The 15,900-nt window shown below is 72.3% G+C and carries 16 protein-coding genes; 11 read left to right on the plus strand and 5 right to left on the minus strand.

Annotated features, from left to right (window positions below; genetic code table 11):
* Window positions 1-16: 16 nt before the first annotated feature.
* On the plus strand, window positions 17-796 hold the full coding sequence (locus DT076_RS04225) for an SDR family oxidoreductase (protein ID WP_114125401.1): 780 nt from the start codon (window positions 17-19) through the stop codon (window positions 794-796).
* A 42-nt stretch (window positions 797-838) separates the two neighbouring features.
* Here the strand turns inward: DT076_RS04225 and DT076_RS04230 are convergent, their stop codons facing one another.
* Complete coding sequence (locus tag DT076_RS04230; protein ID WP_114125402.1) at window positions 839-1,408, minus strand: nucleotidyltransferase family protein; 570 nt, start codon at window positions 1,406-1,408, stop codon at window positions 839-841.
* 18 nt (window positions 1,409-1,426) lie between these two features.
* Between DT076_RS04230 and DT076_RS04235 the strand changes: the two genes are divergently transcribed.
* Window positions 1,427-2,215 (plus strand): endonuclease/exonuclease/phosphatase family protein, encoded by a 789-nt coding sequence (locus DT076_RS04235; protein WP_114125403.1) that lies wholly within the window; start codon window positions 1,427-1,429, stop codon window positions 2,213-2,215.
* A gap of 25 nt (window positions 2,216-2,240) precedes the next feature.
* Here DT076_RS04235 and DT076_RS04240 read toward each other — a convergent pair whose 3' ends face one another.
* The 3 genes from DT076_RS04240 to DT076_RS04250 are packed head-to-tail and all read right to left on the minus strand — an operon-like array spanning window position 2,241 to window position 4,383.
* A complete protein-coding gene (locus DT076_RS04240; protein WP_114125404.1) occupies window positions 2,241-3,242 on the minus strand; it encodes an NAD-dependent epimerase/dehydratase family protein in 1,002 nt (333 codons plus the stop codon).
* 45 nt (window positions 3,243-3,287) lie between these two features.
* On the minus strand, window positions 3,288-3,611 hold the full coding sequence (locus DT076_RS04245) for a hypothetical protein (protein ID WP_114125405.1): 324 nt from the start codon (window positions 3,609-3,611) through the stop codon (window positions 3,288-3,290).
* Window positions 3,612-3,651: 40 nt separating this feature from the next.
* A complete protein-coding gene (locus DT076_RS04250; protein WP_114125406.1) occupies window positions 3,652-4,383 on the minus strand; it encodes a M50 family metallopeptidase in 732 nt (243 codons plus the stop codon).
* An 80-nt stretch (window positions 4,384-4,463) separates the two neighbouring features.
* Between DT076_RS04250 and DT076_RS04255 the strand changes: the two genes are divergently transcribed.
* The 6 genes from DT076_RS04255 to DT076_RS04280 all read left to right on the plus strand — a co-directional run bounded on the left by DT076_RS04255 (window position 4,464) and on the right by DT076_RS04280 (window position 11,086).
* Window positions 4,464-5,468, plus strand: a complete 1,005-nt coding sequence (locus tag DT076_RS04255; RefSeq protein WP_114125407.1) for a LacI family DNA-binding transcriptional regulator — start codon at window positions 4,464-4,466, stop codon at window positions 5,466-5,468.
* A gap of 105 nt (window positions 5,469-5,573) precedes the next feature.
* Window positions 5,574-6,899, plus strand: a complete 1,326-nt coding sequence (locus DT076_RS04260; RefSeq protein ID WP_114125649.1) for an extracellular solute-binding protein — start codon at window positions 5,574-5,576, stop codon at window positions 6,897-6,899.
* A gap of 10 nt (window positions 6,900-6,909) precedes the next feature.
* Window positions 6,910-7,854: a carbohydrate ABC transporter permease gene (locus DT076_RS04265; RefSeq protein WP_114125408.1), complete on the plus strand. Its 945-nt coding sequence runs from the start codon at window positions 6,910-6,912 to the stop codon at window positions 7,852-7,854.
* A gap of 1 nt (window position 7,855) precedes the next feature.
* Window positions 7,856-8,758, plus strand: coding sequence for a carbohydrate ABC transporter permease (locus DT076_RS04270; protein ID WP_114125409.1), 903 nt, complete (start codon window positions 7,856-7,858; stop codon window positions 8,756-8,758).
* A 48-nt stretch (window positions 8,759-8,806) separates the two neighbouring features.
* The gene (gene arfA / locus DT076_RS04275) at window positions 8,807-10,345 is read left to right on the plus strand and encodes an arabinosylfuranosidase ArfA (RefSeq protein WP_114125410.1); all 1,539 of its coding nucleotides are present in this window, start codon (window positions 8,807-8,809) and stop codon (window positions 10,343-10,345) included.
* Window positions 10,346-10,396: 51 nt separating this feature from the next.
* Window positions 10,397-11,086 carry a M23 family metallopeptidase gene (locus DT076_RS04280; RefSeq protein WP_147264045.1) on the plus strand — a complete coding sequence of 230 codons (690 nt, stop codon included), beginning with the start codon at window positions 10,397-10,399 and terminating at the stop codon, window positions 11,084-11,086.
* A 34-nt stretch (window positions 11,087-11,120) separates the two neighbouring features.
* On the opposite strand, the gene DT076_RS04285 is transcribed toward DT076_RS04280, so the two are convergent.
* Window positions 11,121-12,167 carry an LCP family protein gene (locus tag DT076_RS04285; protein WP_147264046.1) on the minus strand — a complete coding sequence of 349 codons (1,047 nt, stop codon included), beginning with the start codon at window positions 12,165-12,167 and terminating at the stop codon, window positions 11,121-11,123.
* Window positions 12,168-12,242: 75 nt separating this feature from the next.
* Between DT076_RS04285 and DT076_RS04290 the strand changes: the two genes are divergently transcribed.
* From DT076_RS04290 to DT076_RS04300, 3 genes are all read left to right on the plus strand, one after another.
* Window positions 12,243-13,649, plus strand: a complete 1,407-nt coding sequence (locus DT076_RS04290) for an L-serine ammonia-lyase (RefSeq protein WP_114125413.1) — start codon at window positions 12,243-12,245, stop codon at window positions 13,647-13,649.
* 28 nt (window positions 13,650-13,677) lie between these two features.
* Complete coding sequence (locus tag DT076_RS04295; protein WP_233493632.1) at window positions 13,678-14,535, plus strand: LLM class F420-dependent oxidoreductase; 858 nt, start codon at window positions 13,678-13,680, stop codon at window positions 14,533-14,535.
* Window positions 14,536-14,685: 150 nt separating this feature from the next.
* On the plus strand, window positions 14,686-15,798 hold the full coding sequence (locus tag DT076_RS04300; protein WP_114125414.1) for an ABC transporter ATP-binding protein: 1,113 nt from the start codon (window positions 14,686-14,688) through the stop codon (window positions 15,796-15,798).
* Window positions 15,799-15,900 lie beyond the last annotated feature (102 nt).

The following is a 15,900-nucleotide window of genomic DNA, read 5'->3' on the forward strand; positions in this document are numbered from 1 at the left end:
CTGCTGGGATGGGCCCATGCTGAGCGACAGAGTGGCTTTCGTGACAGGAGCAGGGTCCGGGATCGGCGCGGCGTCGGCCCGGCTGATGGCGCGCCAGGGCGCCGCGGTGGCGCTCGTGAGCCGCACCGCCGAGGAGCTGGAGGAGCTGGCCGAGCAGATCCGCGGCGAGGGCGGGCGGGCGCTGCCGGTGAGCGGCGACGTCAGCGACGAGGAGTCGGTGGTCGAGGCCTACGCCAAGGTGCTCGAGGAGTTCGGACGGCTGGACGTCGTGGTCGCCAACGCCGGCGTGAACGGCCGCTGGGCCGGGATCGAGGACCTCACCGCCGACGACTTCCGCTCCACCCTCGACATCAACCTCACCGGCACGTTCCTCACCATCAAGCACGCCGTGCCGCACCTGCGCCGCCAGGGCGGCGGTTCGGTGGTGGTCGTCGCCTCGGTCAACGGCACCCGGATGTTCTCCAACACCGGCGCCACCGCCTACTCCAGCAGCAAGGCCGGCCAGGTCGCGATGACCAAGATGCTCGCGGTCGAGCTGGGCCCGTCGAAGATCCGGGTCAACGTGGTCTGCCCCGGGGCGATCGACACCGACATCAGCGACAACACCCAGGCCGACAACGCCGACGTGATGATCCCGGTCGAGTTCCCCGAGGGCGCCATCCCGCTCACCGGGACGGAGTCGGGCTCGGCCGAGCAGGTCGCCGACCTCATCACCTTCCTCGCCTCCGACGCCGCCAGCCACGTCTCCGGCTCCGAGGTCTGGATCGACGGGGCGCAGTCGCTGCTCCAGGGCTGAGCACGGGGCCGGGGTGGGCGCGGCGGATGCGGTCCGCAGCGCCTACCCCGACGCCGGTCCGCTGATCCCCAGCCGGTCGGTCAGCAGCAGGAAGGCCTCGGCGAACGGGTGGTCGCGCGCCTCGTCCCGCAGCCGCGGCCAGTCCAGCTGCTCCCGGACCGCCCGCGCCACCCCGAGCAGGGGCGCCAGGTCGCAGTAGTGCTCCGACAGCGAGCCCAGCTTGGCCGCCATGATCTCCGTCGCCGGCATCACCGGCATCCGCAGCCCGAGGATCTCCTGCTCACCCGACGCCGCGATCAGCGGGGAGTCGACGGGGTCACCCTGGAGCCGGTGCAGCACGTCGACCATGGCCCCGTCCCGGTGCGCCTTGAACAACCAGTCCTCGGGCGGCCGCTCCACCTCGAACCCGGCCGCCGCGAGCGACGCGGCCGCGTGCTCGACCTCGTCCTCGGGCACCGCGAAGTCGACGTCGTGGGTGGGCTCCGGCGCCCCGTGCACCCACAGCGCGTACCCGCCGGTGAGCGCGAACGGGACGCCGTCGGACTTGAGCGCCGAGGCCGCCGCCCGCAGTGCGGCCCGCAGCCCGGGCTCGGTCTCGGGGTCGCTGCTCATGCTGGATACCGTCGGTTCATGCGTCTGGCCACGTTCAACATCCTGCACGGTCGCACCCCCGCCGACGACAGCGTGGTCCTCGACCGGCTGCGCGCGGCCGTCACCGCCCTCGACCCGGACGTGCTCGGGCTGCAGGAGGTCGACCGCGACCAGCCCCGTTCCCACCTGGCCGACCTCACCGCGGTGGCGGCCGAGGCGATGGGCGCGGTGAGCTCGCGCTTCGCCGCCGCTCTCACCGGGACGCCCGGAGCCACCTGGCTGGCCGCCACCGAGCGGGAGGTGCCGGGCGAGGCGTCCTACGGCATCTCGCTGCTCTCGCGCTACCCCGCCCGCAGCTGGCAGGTGCTCCGGCTGCCGCGGATCCGCCCCACCGTCCCGGTCTGGCTGCGCGAGCCGCGGAAGCTCATCTGGGTGCGGGAGGAGCCGCGGACCGCGCTGGTGGGCCAGTTCGACACCCCCGCCGGGAGCCTGGTGGTGGCCAACACCCACCTCTCCTTCGTCCCCGGCTGGGGCCGGCTCCAGCTGCGGCGCGTGCGCCGCGACCTCGCCACCCTGCCCGAGCCGGTGGTGGTGATGGGCGACCTCAACATGGCCGACGCGCTGCCGGCGCAGGTCACCGGCTACACCCCGCTGGCCAGCCACCCCACCTTCCCGCTCGAGGAGCCCACCCGGCAGCTGGACCACATCCTGCTGCGCGGACGGCTCGGCGCGGTGGTGCGCAGCGAGGCACCCCGGCTGCCGCTGTCCGACCACCGGGCGCTGGTGGTGGAGCTCCGCCACGACGCCGCCCGGGACGTGCCCGGCTGAGGACGCGGCCGGGCACGGGAGCGCGTCAGGTGGTCGGGACGGTGCCGGCCCACTCGACCAGGCGGTCGAAGGCGGCGTCGAGGTCGGCGTCCACCTCCTGGCGGGACGGGTCGGCCTCGTACCAGGCGACCTGGTCGGAGGCGGCCTGGTCGTAGCGGATCGTGGTGGCGAACTCGGGCACCAGCGCCCGGAGCTTCGCGCAGTCGAAGACCATCGAGTGCGCCTTGTCCCCGACCAGGCCGTCACCCAGCGACGGGATCGCGCGGGCGATGGTCTCCGAGGCGACGTGCACCAGCTGCGGCTCCACCCCGGCGGCCGCGCCGAGCCAGGTGTAGATCTGGTCCCAGGTGGGGGCGTGGTCGCCGGTGATGGTGAAGGTGTCGCCGATCGCGGCGGGGTGGCCGAGCAGCCCGACGAAGCCGACCGCGAAGTCGTCGGTGTGGGTGAGCGTCCACTGGGTGGTGCCGTCGCCGTGCACGACCACCGGCTTGCCGGCCCGCATCCGGGCCACATCGGTCCAGCGTCCGCTGGTGGGGATCAGCGTGTGGTCGTAGGTGTGGGACGGGCGGACGATGGTGACCGGGGCCTCCCCGGCGCGGCTGGCCCGCACCAGGACGTCCTCGCAGGCGATCTTGTCCCGCGAGTACTGCCAGAACGGGTTGTGCAGCGGGGTCGACTCGGTGACCGGGAGCCGGGCCGGCGGCTTCTGGTAGGCCGAGGCCGAGCTGATGAACACGTACTGCCCGGTGCGCCCGGCGAAGGTGCGCAGGTCGGCCTCGACGTGGTCGGGGGTGAAGGCGCGGAACTGGGCCACCACGTCGAACTCGCGGTCCCCCACCGCCGCGGCCACCGCGGTCGGGTCGGTGGCGTCGGCGGTCAGCCGCTCCACCTCCGCGGGCAGCTCCCGGGTGGTCGAGGTCCCCCGGTTGAGCACGGTCACCCGGTGGCCCCGCTGCACCGCGAGCCGCACGCTGGCCGCGCTGATGATGCCGCTGCCGCCGATGAAGAGCAGGTCGAGAGGATTCATGGGCCTGATGCTGCCAGCCCGGTCCGGACCTCCTCCGGCCGGGCCTCAGCGCCGCCGGTGCCGGTCGACCAGCAGGTGCTGGGCCGCCATGCTGACCGCGGTCACCGAGAGCACCGAGGGCCAGCCGCCGATCTTCTTGGCCAGCGGGTGGGACGCGCCGAAGCCGAGCACGTAGAGCGCGGCCAGGGCGACCGTCATCCCGGGCCCCCGCGTGGCGAGGGTGGTGCGCCCGGCCAGCACGCCGGCCGCGGCCAGCACCAGCCCACCCAGCGGCCGGAAGCCGGACTCGCGGGCGGTGATGAAGCCGCCGAGCAGGCCCAGCGCCACCACGGGGGCCGTCGTCACCTCGTGCGCAGGGGTCAGGGTCATGCCGTCCTTCGCCATGGGCGCCAGCCTAGGACGTGGGCCGTCAACCGGCCCACCACCGGGTGACCCACTCCTGCAGCGGCAGCACCAGCGCCGCGCCGGCCACGCTCGACGCCGTCGTGACCAGCAGGAAGAGCAGCTGCCACAACCGCTCGGGGACGCCGGTCAGCCGGGCCAGCTGGCCGGCGTCGGAGCCCGGGTGCCGGCCGGTGGCGAGCAGCTCGACCACCGGGCGCGGTGCCGCCAGCAGCAGCACCCAGCACAGCAGGTGCGCCAACCAGGAGAGCACCCCCGCCTCCAGGGACCAGGTCGCCGCCCCGAGCGCCCCGCCGACGACGAGCAGCACCAGCAGCCCGTACAGGTTGCGGATCTGCAGCAGCATCAGCGCGAGCGCCACCAGCAGCACCCAGAGGAAGGCCACCGCCCGCCCGGTGCCCAGCACCGCCGCGCCGGCCAGCCCGAGCACCGCCGCGGCCGGGTAGCCGGCGAGCAGGGTGGCCACCATCCCCGGCCCGCGCGCCGGTCCGCGGGAGACCGTCAGCCCGGAGGTGTCGGTGTGCAGCCGGATCCCGGCCAGCCGACGCCCGGTGAGCAGCGCTCCCAGCGCGTGCCCGCCCTCGTGCGCGATCGTCACCAGCATCCGGCTGACCCGCCACAGCGGCCGCGGCACCACCAGCACGGCCGCGACCAGCAGCAGCACCAGCTGGTGCTCCAGCGGCGGCACCGGCTGCACCTGCTGGACCCGGCGGACGATCTCGCTCAGCACCTCCTGCACGCCCCCACCCTCTCGCCCCGGACAACCCGGCGGCGCCCGCGTCCCCGGTCTCCTAGACTCCCGAGCCGAGGAGGTGCACCGTGCGGGCAACTGTCAAGGACGTCGCGAAGCTGGCCGGGGTGTCGCCGAAGACCGTCTCCAACGTCGTCAACCGCACCGTGCCGGTGTCGCCGGCCACCCGGGCCCGGGTGGAGAGCGCGCTCGCGGCGCTGGACTACGTGCCCAACCTGTCGGCCCGCGGTCTCCGCAACGGCCGCACCGGCGTCATCGCCCTCGCCCTGCCCGACCTGTCGACCCCGTACTCCGCGGCGGTGGTGCAGGCCTTCGTCCGCTCCGGCAAGGCCCGCGGCTTCAGCGTCCACGTGGAGGAGACCACCGACGCCGACACCGAGGCGGCCCTGCTCACCCGGGCGCGCGAGCACCTCGTCGACGGGCTCGTGCTCAACCCCGTGCTGCTCGAGGCCTCGGCCGTCCGGCTGGCCGGGTCGCTGCCGCCGGTGGTGATGATCGGGGAGGTCGACGAGCCCGCCGTCGACCACGTCTGGGTCGACAACGCCGCCGCCGTGCACAGCCTGGTCACCGCGCTGGTGCGTTCCGGGCGCCGCCGAGTGGCCGTCCTGGGCGTGATGCGCTCGGCCAGCTCCGACCTGCGCACCGAGGGCTACCGCCGGGCGCTGCGCGAGGCCGGGCTGCCGCACGACCCGGAGCTGGAGATCCCCAGTGCGGAGTGGTCGAGCCAGGGCGGCCACGACGCCATGACGGCGGTGCTCGCCCGGGGCACCGAGGTTCCCGACGCCGTCGTCTGCTTCACCGACACCCTGGCCCTCGGGGTGGCCGGCGCCCTGCAGCGCCGCGGTGTCGACGTCCCCGGACGGGTGGCGGTGTGCGGCTACGACGACGTGGAGGTCGCGCGCTGGGTCTCCCCCTCGCTGACCACCGTCTCCTTCGACCGGCAGGCGGTCGCCGAGGCGGCCCTCGACCTGCTCACCGCCCGGATGGAACGTCCCGACGCGCCGGTCGAGACGCGGACGGTGCCGCACCGGATCGTGGTGCGCGACAGCTCCGGTCCCCTCCCGCTCGGCTGAACCGTGGACGGGCACGGCCCGTCTCCGACCCGGCAGGTACTTGACCTCCGACTACAACGATGTAACGGTGGTGCTCCCAACCACGACGGAGTGGAGGAGGACACGATGACGACGGACCGACGAGCCGCACCGCGGCTCTCCCGACGCGGGTTCCTCGGTGCGGGCGCCGCGGCCGGGACGGCGGTCCTGGGCCTGACCGGCTGCTCCGGCGCGACCGGGGGCAGGACCCCGCTCGACTACTGGCACCTGATGAGCGGCGGTGACGGCATCCTCATGGGCGACATGGTCGCCGCCGTCAACGCGAGCCAGCAGGCCTACACCGCCGCCCAGACCGTGCTGGCCTGGGGGTCGCCGTACTACACCAAGCTGGCGATGTCCTCGGTGGCCGGTCGTGCCCCCGACCTCGCGATCATGCACCACACCCGGGTGGCCGGCTACGCCCCCGGCGGGCTGCTCGAGCCCTGGGACGTCGCCGAGCTGGAGCGGTTGGGCATCGGCCCGAGCACCCAGCCGGAGCGGATCTGGCAGAAGGGCCAGCACGAGGGCCAGGTGTACTCGATCGCCCTCGACTCCCACCCGTACATCATGATCGTCAACACCGACCACGCCGATGCCGCCGGTGTGCTGGAGAGCGACGGCACCGTCGAGATCTCCTCCCCCGAGCAGCTGGTGGAGGTCGGCACCCGGCTGGCCGAGGTGACCGGCGGGACGGGGCTCTCCTACGGCTTCCTCGGCGACGGCGCGTCGATGTGGCGGTTCTTCTACACCCTCTACCGCCAGCAGGGCGCGGAGATGGTGCTGACGCCCGGACATCCCGCCGAGTACGACATGGACGCCGCCGTCACCGCGCTCACCACCGTCCGGTCCATCCTCGACGGCCGGATCGCGGTGCAGAGCAACGACCTCGGCGGCTCGATCGCGGAGTTCGTCAGCGGCAGCACCGGGATCCTCTTCACCGGTGTCTGGGAGACCCCCACCGTGGAGGACGCCGGGATCCCCTACTCCGCGGTACCGATCCCGACGATGTTCAGCGAGCCGGCGGCCTACGGCGACAGCCACGCCTTCGTGCTCCCCCGGCAGGCCTCGGTCGACCCCGACAGCCGGCGGGCGGCCTACGAGTTCGTCGCCGCGATGCTCAAGAGCTCGGGCACCTGGGCCCAGGCCGGGCACGTCCCGGCCTACCTGCCGGTGGTCGAGTCGGAGGAGTACCAGGCCCTACCGGCCAGCAGCTACGCCGACGTCACCGAGATCCTCAACTACGACCCCGAGGCCTACTTCTCCGGGTCGGGCTCGAACTTCCAGAACTACTTCGCCGAGAACATCCAGACCGTGCTGCTCGGCCGCACCGAGCCCCAGGAGGGGATGACCGGCTTCATCGAACGGGTCAACTCGCTGCTGATGCAGCCCAACCCCGCCGCCCCGGCGGCCTGAGGAGACGACGATGAGCACCTCAGCCCTCAGCACCCAGGCGGAGCCGGCACCCGCCGCGGCGCCGCCCCGCGACGAACGCAGCCCGGCCCGGCGCCGCCGCGACAACATCGCCGGTTGGGCCTTCGTCGGCCCGTTCACGCTGCTGTTCCTGGCCTTCCTGGTGGTGCCGATCCTGCTCGGGCTGTGGCAGAGCTTCACCTCCCTCAGCCTCACCGGCGCCAACAACACCTTCATCGGGCTCGCCAACTACGCCGAGGCGTTCGGCGACGCCGACATGTGGAACGCGCTCGGCAACACCACCGTCTTCACCGTGCTGAGCACCGTGCCGCTGGTGCTCATCGCGCTGGTGATGGCCCTGCTGGTCAACATGGGCATCAAGGGCCAGTGGTTCTGGCGGCTGGCCTTCTTCCTGCCCTTCCTGCTGGCCTCCACCGTCGTCACGCTGTTCTGGGAGTGGATGTACAACCCCGAGCTGGGCGTCATCAACGACGTGCTGACCCGCTTCGGCGCCGAACCGGTCTCCTGGCTGCAGGACCCGAACACCGCCATGGGCGCGGTGGTGGTCACCACCGTCTGGTGGACGGTCGGCTTCAACTTCCTGCTCTACCTCGCCGCCCTGCAGAACATCCCGCACGTGCAGTACGAGGCGGCCGCCATCGACGGGGCCAGCGCCTGGCGCCAGCTGTTCTCCATCACCCTGCCCCAGCTCGGCCCGACGACCGTGCTGATCGTCATCCTCCAGGTGCTCGCCTCGCTCAAGGTCTTCGACCAGATCTACATGATGACCCAGGGCGGGCCGGCCGGGGCGACCCGTTCGATCGTCCAGTACATCTACGACACCGGCTTCACCGGCTACCGGCTCGGCTACGCCGCCTCGATCTCCTACATCTTCTTCGCGATCATCGTCGTCCTGTCACTGGTGCAGGCCCGGATCGCCGTCCGGAGGAGCAGCTGACATGACCACCATCGCCGCCCCCGCCAGCGGACGCCGCGTCATCACCGACGTCGCGACCGCCTCCGCCGGACGCCGCCGCGGCCCGTCCCTGGGACGCGGGTTCGCCTTCCTCGTCCTGCTGGTGATGGCCGTCGCCTGGCTGGTGCCCTTCGTCTGGGCGCTGCTCACCTCGTTCAAGACCGAGACCGAGGCCGCGTCCGCACCGGTGACGTTCTGGCCCACCAGCGGCTTCTCCGTCGAGGGCTACGTCGCCACGATCGCCAACGGCCAGATCCCGCTGTGGATCGGCAACAGCCTGCTGACCTCGACCATCATCACCGTGCTCAGCGTCGGGCTGGCCGCCGCCGCCGGCTACGCCTTCTCCCGGATCGAGTTCGCCGGCAAGAAGGTGCTCTTCGCCGTCATCATCGGCTCGATCATCGTGCCCCCGCAGATCCTCCTGGTGCCGCTGTTCCAGGAGATGCTGGTGCTCGGGCTGGTCGACACCTACGCCGCGATCATCCTGCCCCAGCTCATCCACCCCGAGATGGTGTTCATCCTCAAGAAGTTCTTCGACGCCGTCCCGGTGGAGCTCGAGCAGGCCGCGCTGGTCGACGGCGCCAACCGGTTGCGGGTGTTCTGGACGATCGTGCTGCCATTGTCGCGACCCATCCTCGCGGCGGTGTCGATCTTCATCTTCATCGGCGCCTGGAACAACTTCCTGTGGCCGTTCATCGCCGTCAGCGACACCTCGTTGATGACCCTGCCCGTCGGGCTGGAGACGGTGAAGAGCGCCTACGGGATCCAGTACGCGCAGAACATGGCCTCTGCCATGCTGGCCGCGGCGCCGTTGATCCTCGTCTTCCTGTTCTTCCAGCGCCAGATCATCCGTGGCGTCGCCACCACCGGTTTCGGCGGCCAGTAGGCCGTCGAGCACGACCGTCCCACTCGAAGAGAGCGAGAACGATCCCCCATGACCACTGCCCGCGTCGTCGTCGACCGCGACTTCACCGTCGGCCCGGTGCCGCACCGCCTCTTCGGCTCCTTCGTGGAGCACATGGGCCGCTGCGTCTACACCGGCATCTACGAGCCCGGCCATCCGAGCGCCGACGAGCAGGGCTTCCGCACCGACGTGCTGGAGCTGGTCCGCGAGCTCGGCCCCACCGTGGTGCGCTACCCCGGCGGCAACTTCGTCTCCGGCTACCGCTGGACCGACGGGATCGGCCCGGTCGAGGAGCGGCCCCGCCGCCTCGAGGGCGCCTGGCACACCGTCGAGAGCAACGCCTTCGGCCTGCACGAGTTCGTGGCCTGGGCCCGGACGGCCGGGGTCGAGGTGATGGAGGCGATCAACCTCGGCACCGCCGGCGTGGAGGAGGCGCGCGCGCTGGTCGAGTACGCCAACCACCCGGGCGGCACCTACTGGTCGGACCTGCGCCGGCGCAACGGTGCGGAGGAACCCTTCGACATCCGGCTGTGGTGCCTGGGCAACGAGATGGACGGCCCCTGGCAGATCGGGCACAAGACCGCCGAGGAGTACGGCCGGCTGGCCCAGGAGGCGGCCAAGGCGATGCGCCTGGTCGACCCCGGCCTGGAGCTGGTGGCCTGCGGCAGCTCCAACTCCCGGATGCCGACCTTCGGCGCCTGGGAGCAGACCGTGCTGTCCCACGCCTACGACGAGGTCGACTTCATCTCCCTGCACGCCTACTACCAGGAGCACGAGGGCGACGTCGCCAGCTTCCTGGCCTGCGCCTACGACACCGACTACTTCATCGAGTCGGTCGTCGCCACCGCCGACGCCGTCGGGGCCAAGCGCAAGTCGACCAAGCGGATCAACCTCTCCTTCGACGAGTGGAACGTCTGGTACCAGCGCGGCCAGGAGACCGAGGACCAGCTGCACCAGCTGGTCAAGCAGCCCTGGCGCGAGCACCCCCGGCTGATCGAGGACACCTACAACGTCACCGACGCCGTGGTGGTCGGCACCCTGCTCAACTCGCTGCTGCGCCACGGCGACCGGGTGACGGTGGCCAACCAGGCCCAGCTGGTCAACGTCATCGCCCCGATCCGCAGCGAGGAGGGCGGACCGGCCTGGCGGCAGACGATCTTCCACCCGTTCGCCCAGACCGCCCGGCTGGCCCGCGGGCAGATCATGCGTACCGCCGTCACCTCCGACCGCCACCACAGCGACCGCTTCGGAGACGTCGACACCGTGGACGTGGCCTGCACCTGGGACGAGGGCACCGGCCGGCTCGCGCTGTTCCTGGCCAACCGCGGTCTGGAGGAGGCCTCCGACGTCGAGGTCGTGCTGCGGGGCCTGCAGGCCGGCGCCGACGGCCTCACCGGCCGCGTGCTGACCGTGCCCGAGGACGGCGACCGCTTCACCGCCAACACCGAGGACGCCCAGGACCGGGTGGGTCTGAGCGACCTGCCGGTCGACGTCCAGGACGGCAGTGTGCGGGTCAGCCTGCCGCCGCTGTCGTGGGCCTGCGTCGAGGTGCCCGTCACCACCGCCTGATCCGCGTCCGTCCACCCGGCTGCCGCCGTGCCGTCACGTACGGTGGGCGGCATGGCAGCACCGGGCAGGGCGGTGGCCGCGCTGGCCGCGGCGGTGCTGGTCGGTGCCTGCACACCGTCGACCGGGCCGACCGGGGCCCCGACCCCGCCGGCGACGACGTCCGGCCCGACGCCGTCCCCGAGCGCCACGCCGACACCGTCGCCGAGCGCCACGCCGGCACCGTCGTCGGCACCGGAGCCGACGCCCTCGCTCGACCCCGACAACGAGTTCTGGGTCGAGGACGACACCTGGTACACCTCCGACTGGTTCGCCGGACGCGGCCGCGTGATGATCGGCTTCGGCTGCACCGAGGCGCCCTACTACTCCCCCGACCCGCGCTGCCCCGGTGGCCAGGGGTTCCACCACGGCATCGACGTGGCCCTGCCCTGCGGCACCGACCTGCTGGCCGGCACCGCCGCGGAGGTCGTCCCGCCGGACAGCCGCGGCCGGCTGGGCGGGGCCTACGGCGACACCGCCTTCCGGCTGCGCGACAGCGAGCGCGGCATCGACGTGGTGATCGGCCACCCCGAGCGGGTGCTCGTCACCGAGGGCCAGCAGGTCCGTCCCGGGCAGCGCATCGCCACCGTCGGCGACCGCGGCGCCCCGGACGGGTGCCACCTGCACCTGGAGGTGCGGCCCAGCGCCGGTCAGGTCTCCGACGCCGTCGACCCCACCGAGGTGCTCGGCCTCACACCCGCCTGAGGGCGGCGCACCGGCGCCGCCCCGGCTTCACGGCTCACTCCGGGTACTTCTCCAGGTACTCATCCATCGTGTCGTCCTGCAGCGCCTCGGCCATCTCCTGCATCCGCTCCTCGTCCACCACGACGATGGACTGGCCGTCGGCCGACGTGCCGGTGCCCTGGTCGGGGGCCTGCAGCTGCTCGATGTCGCCGGCCCCGTTGAGCCGCAGCGACAGCGCGGTATCACGGATGACGTCGTCGGTGAGCCCGGCGTCCACCGAGGTGTGGGAGGCGATCCCGCTGACGAACTCGCTGAACCGGCCGGGGTTGGCGATGACCTCCGGGCTCAGGCCCTTGGCCAGGATGGCCTGGACGACCTTGCGCTGGTTCTCCGCGCGGTCCAGGTCGCCGCCGGGCAGCGACTTGCGCTCCCGGACGAACTCCAGGGCCCGCTCCCCGTCCAGCTGCACCTCGCCCTCGGGGAAGGAGTAGTTCTTCGTCTCGAAGGCGGTCTCGTTGTCCACGGTGACGCCGCCGACCGCGTCGCAGAGCGCGACGAAGCCCTCGAAGTCGACCACCGCCAGGTGGTCCATCCTGACGTCGGTCAGCTGCTCCAGGGTCTGCACCGCCAGCGAGGTGCCGCCGTAGGCGTAGGCGGCGTTGATCTTGGCGGTGCCGTGGCCCGGGATCTCCACCCACATGTCGCGGGGGAAGGAGATCAGGTAGGCCTTCTCGCGGTCGCCGCTGAGGTGGGCGATCATCAGCGTGTCGCTGCGGCCCGCGCCGGCGTTCTCGACGTCGCGGCTGTCCGAGCCCATCAGCACCACGTTCATCGGCGCCTGCTGGTCACCGTCGCCGCCCTCAGCCGGCTGCTGCGGCTGCGGGCGGTTCTCCTCAGCCGGCAGCTCGGCGCTGCGGTCGAGGTTCTCGCTCACCCGGCTCTGCAGCCAGCTGGCGTAGCCGAAGAGACCACCGGCGGCGATCAGCACCACGGCGAGGAGGACCACCACCGGGATCACCCAACGGCGGCGACGAGGCTGGGCGCGCCGCGGCTCGCGGGGCTCCTCCTCGGCGTCCATCCCCGGGACGAATGACTCGCTCACGTGATCTCCTTCGCTACGCTGCGGCCCCCGGTCGACCGGCTGGGCCGCCGATCAGTGTAGGTGCAGACTGGGTCCGTGCCGGTCAGCGTCTTCGACCTCTTCTCCATCGGCGTGGGCCCGTCCAGCTCGCACACGGTGGGGCCGATGCGGGCGGCCGGACGCTTCGTCGCCGCCCTCGCCGACGCCGGCACCATCACCCGGGTGCACCGGGTGCGGGCCGAGCTGTTCGGATCGCTCGGCGCCACCGGCCACGGCCACGGCAGCGCTCCGGCCGTGCTCTGGGGGCTGGAGGGCGAGCAGGCCGAGACCGTGGACACCGGGACCGCGCCGGCCCGCGCCGCCGAGATCGGCCGCACTGGCCGGATCGTGCTCAACCGGGTCGACGCCGACCCCGCGCGCCGCCAGGAGATCGACTTCCGCCCCGACGACGACCTGGTGCTGCACCGGCGTCGCAGCCTGCCCGGGCACCCGAACGGGATGACCTTCCGGGCGACCGACGCCGACGGGCGCGAGCTCGCCTGCCGCACCTACTACTCCGTCGGCGGCGGTTTCGTGCTCGACGACGACGGCGGGGGCCGCCCCCGGCTCGTCCCCGACCCCACACCGGTGCCGTACCCGTTCCGCACCGGCGCGGAGCTGGTGGCGCGGTGCAGCGAGAGCGGCCTGTCGGTCGCAGAGCTCGCCATGGCCAACGAGTGCGCCCGACGACCGGAGGCCGAGGTGCGCGCCGGCCTGCTGCGGATCTGGCAGGTGATGGCCGGATGCGTGGCGGCGGGCTGCCGCCACACCGGCACCCTCCCCGGCGGGCTGCGGGTGCCCCGCCGTGCGGCCGGTCTGCACGCCCGGCTGGTCGGCGACACCGGCCGCTCCCGCGACCAGGTCGACCCGCTGGCGGCGCTGGACTGGGTGACGCTGTGGGCGCTGGCGGTCAACGAGGAGAACGCCGCCGGCGGCCGGGTGGTCACCGCTCCCACCAACGGGGCGGCCGGGATCATCCCCGCCGTGCTGCACTACGCGGTCCGGTTCGTGCCCGGAGTCGACGACGACGCGGTGGTCGACTTCCTGCTGGTGGCCGGGGCGCTGGGCGCGGTGTTCCAGCAGACCGCCTCGATCTCCGGGGCCGAGGTCGGCTGCCAGGGCGAGGTCGGCACCGCCTGCTCGATGGCGGCGGGCGCGCTGGCCGCGGTGCTCGGCGGCACCACCGCCCAGATCGAGAACGCCGCCGAGATCGGCCTGGAGCACCACCTCGGGCTCACCTGCGACCCGGTGGGTGGGCTGGTGCAGATCCCCTGCATCGAGCGCAACGCGGTGGCCTCGGTGAAGGCGATCACCGCCGCCCGGCTGGCCCTGCACGGCACCGGCGCGCACAAGGTCAGCCTCGACCAGGTGGTGCGGACCATGATGCAGACCGGGGCCGACATGAAGGTCAAGTACAAGGAGACTGCCCGTGGCGGCCTCGCGGTCAACATCGTCGAGTGCTGACCCGCAGGACCCGACCCGAAGGAGCAGCGTGACCGACACCACGACCGTCCCCGACCACCTGGCCACCGACCCCCGCCCGGCGCGGCTGGCGGTGCAGGTCCAGCCCCAGCACGCCGAGTACGCCGAGCTGCGCCGGCTGGCGTCCTCGTTCGAGGAGATGGGCGTCGACGTCATCCTCAACTGGGACCACTTCTTCCCGCTCAACGGCGACCCCGACGGCCTGCACTTCGAGTGCTGGACGATGCTGGCCGCCCTGGCCGAGTCGACCGAGCGGGTCGAGATCGGCCCGCTGGTCAGCTGCAACTCCTACCGCAACCCGCACCTGCTGGCCGACATGGCCCGCACCGTCGACCACATCAGCGGCGGCCGGCTGCTGTTCGGCATCGGCTCGGGCTGGGCCGAGCGCGACTACACCGAGTACGGCTACGAGTTCGGCACCGCCGGCAGCCGGCTGGACGACCTGGCCGCCGCGCTGCCCGTCATCAAGGACCGCTGGAGCCGGCTCAACCCGCCGCCCACCCGCGAGGTGCCGGTGATGGTCGGCGGCGGCGGCGAGCGCAAGACGCTGCGGATCGTCGCCGAGCACGCCACGATCTGGCACGGCTTCGGCGACGTCGAGACGCTGGTGCGCAAGAACCGGGTGCTGGACGAGTGGTGCGCGCGGGTCGGCCGCGACCCGCGCGAGATCGAGCGCTCGACCGGGGTCGCCCCCACCCCGGGCCGCGCCCCGGAGCAGGTGGCCGACTACGCCGCCGCCGCGCAGGCCCTGCACGAGATCGGCATCCGGCTGTTCACCGTCGGCTGGAACCCCGCCGAGGACCGCGACCCGGGCAAGGTCCGCGACCTCGTGTCCTGGCGCGACGAGGTGAACGGACGGCGTCCGTAATGCGAACGTCACGGATGTAACGGAACGGTCTCAGTCAGGAGGACGCTCTCTCCACCTGTTGTTCCCCACGACGTCATGTGAGACGGTGACGTCGCTCCATTCACTACGGATCGTCGGGCACGTACCTGCCCGTGAAAGGAAGGCCCCCGCATGGCCACAGTCAGTTTCAAGGACGCAACCCGGGTCTACCCCGGAGCCGACAAGTCCGCCGTCGACAAGCTCAACCTCGAGATCGGCGACGGCGAGTTCATGGTCCTGGTCGGACCGTCGGGCTGCGGGAAGTCCACCTCGCTGCGGATGCTCGCGGGGCTGGAGGAGGTCAACAACGGCTCGATCTACATCGGCGAGCGCGATGTCACCGACCTGCCGCCGAAGGACCGCGACATCGCGATGGTGTTCCAGAACTACGCGCTGTACCCGCACATGACCGTGGGCGACAACATGGGCTTCGCCCTGAAGATGCAGAACGTGCCGAAGGCCGAGCGCCAGCAGCGCGTGATGGAGGCCGCCAAGCTGCTCGGCCTGGAGGACTTCCTCAACCGCAAGCCGAAGGCCCTCTCCGGTGGTCAGCGTCAGCGCGTGGCCATGGGCCGCGCCATCGTGCGCCAGCCGCAGGTGTTCCTCATGGACGAGCCGCTGTCCAACCTGGACGCCAAGCTCCGCGTCTCCACCCGCACCCAGATCGCGGCCCTGCAGTCGCGGCTGGGCGTCACCACCGTCTACGTGACCCACGACCAGGTCGAGGCCATGACGATGGGTGACCGCGTCGCGGTGATGAAGGACGGCGTCCTGCAGCAGGTGGACAGCCCGCTGGCCCTGTACGACACCCCGGCGAACCTCTTCGTGGCCGGCTTCATCGGCTCGCCCGCGATGAACCTCATCGAGGGCAAGGTCACCGAGAGCGGCGTCCAGGTGGGCGACTACGTGGTGCCGGTCCCGCGCGAGACCCTGTCCAAGCTGTCCGGTGAGTCCACCGCGACCATCGGCATCCGGCCGGAGATCTTCAACCTCGCCGACGGCGGGGACGGCATCGGCCTGGACGTGGCCGTCGTCGAGGAGCTCGGCGCCGACGCCTACCTCTACGGCACGCTGTCCGGCTTGAGCGAGGACGAGAAGATCACCGCCCAGCAGATCGTGGCCCGGATCTCCTCGCGGCGTCCTCCGCAGCGCGGCGCCCACGTCCGGCTGGCGGTCGACCCGACCCACGTGCACGTGTTCAACCAGTCGACCGGGGAGCGCGTCTCCACCGCCGCCGGTTCCTGAGCGACACCGCACCGATCCGCAGGGCCCCGCGCAGCAGCGCGGGGCCCTGCGGCGTCCACGGGGTCGTGCGGGCACCAACGGCGGCGTCGGCTCGTTGTCGTC

It is taken from the genome of Desertihabitans brevis, assembly GCF_003327535.1.
Taxonomy (GTDB): Bacteria; Actinomycetota; Actinomycetes; order Propionibacteriales; family Propionibacteriaceae; genus Desertihabitans; species Desertihabitans brevis.

What these genes read in the sequence shown, in the direction of transcription:
- DT076_RS04225 (WP_114125401.1), top strand. Translation starts at nt 17, where the DNA reads ATGCTGAGCGACAGAGTGGCTTTCGTGACAGGAGCAGGGTCCGGGATC.
- DT076_RS04230 (WP_114125402.1), bottom strand. Translation starts at nt 1,408, where the DNA reads ATGAGCAGCGACCCCGAGACCGAGCCCGGGCTGCGGGCCGCACTGCGG.
- DT076_RS04235 (WP_114125403.1), top strand. Translation starts at nt 1,427, where the DNA reads ATGCGTCTGGCCACGTTCAACATCCTGCACGGTCGCACCCCCGCCGAC.
- DT076_RS04240 (WP_114125404.1), bottom strand. Translation starts at nt 3,242, where the DNA reads ATGAATCCTCTCGACCTGCTCTTCATCGGCGGCAGCGGCATCATCAGC.
- DT076_RS04245 (WP_114125405.1), bottom strand. Translation starts at nt 3,611, where the DNA reads ATGACCCTGACCCCTGCGCACGAGGTGACGACGGCCCCCGTGGTGGCG.
- DT076_RS04260 (WP_114125649.1), top strand. Translation starts at nt 5,574, where the DNA reads ATGACGACGGACCGACGAGCCGCACCGCGGCTCTCCCGACGCGGGTTC.
- DT076_RS04265 (WP_114125408.1), top strand. Translation starts at nt 6,910, where the DNA reads ATGAGCACCTCAGCCCTCAGCACCCAGGCGGAGCCGGCACCCGCCGCG.
- DT076_RS04270 (WP_114125409.1), top strand. Translation starts at nt 7,856, where the DNA reads ATGACCACCATCGCCGCCCCCGCCAGCGGACGCCGCGTCATCACCGAC.
- arfA (WP_114125410.1), top strand. Translation starts at nt 8,807, where the DNA reads ATGACCACTGCCCGCGTCGTCGTCGACCGCGACTTCACCGTCGGCCCG.
- DT076_RS04280 (WP_147264045.1), top strand. Translation starts at nt 10,397, where the DNA reads ATGGCAGCACCGGGCAGGGCGGTGGCCGCGCTGGCCGCGGCGGTGCTG.
- DT076_RS04300 (WP_114125414.1), top strand. Translation starts at nt 14,686, where the DNA reads ATGGCCACAGTCAGTTTCAAGGACGCAACCCGGGTCTACCCCGGAGCC.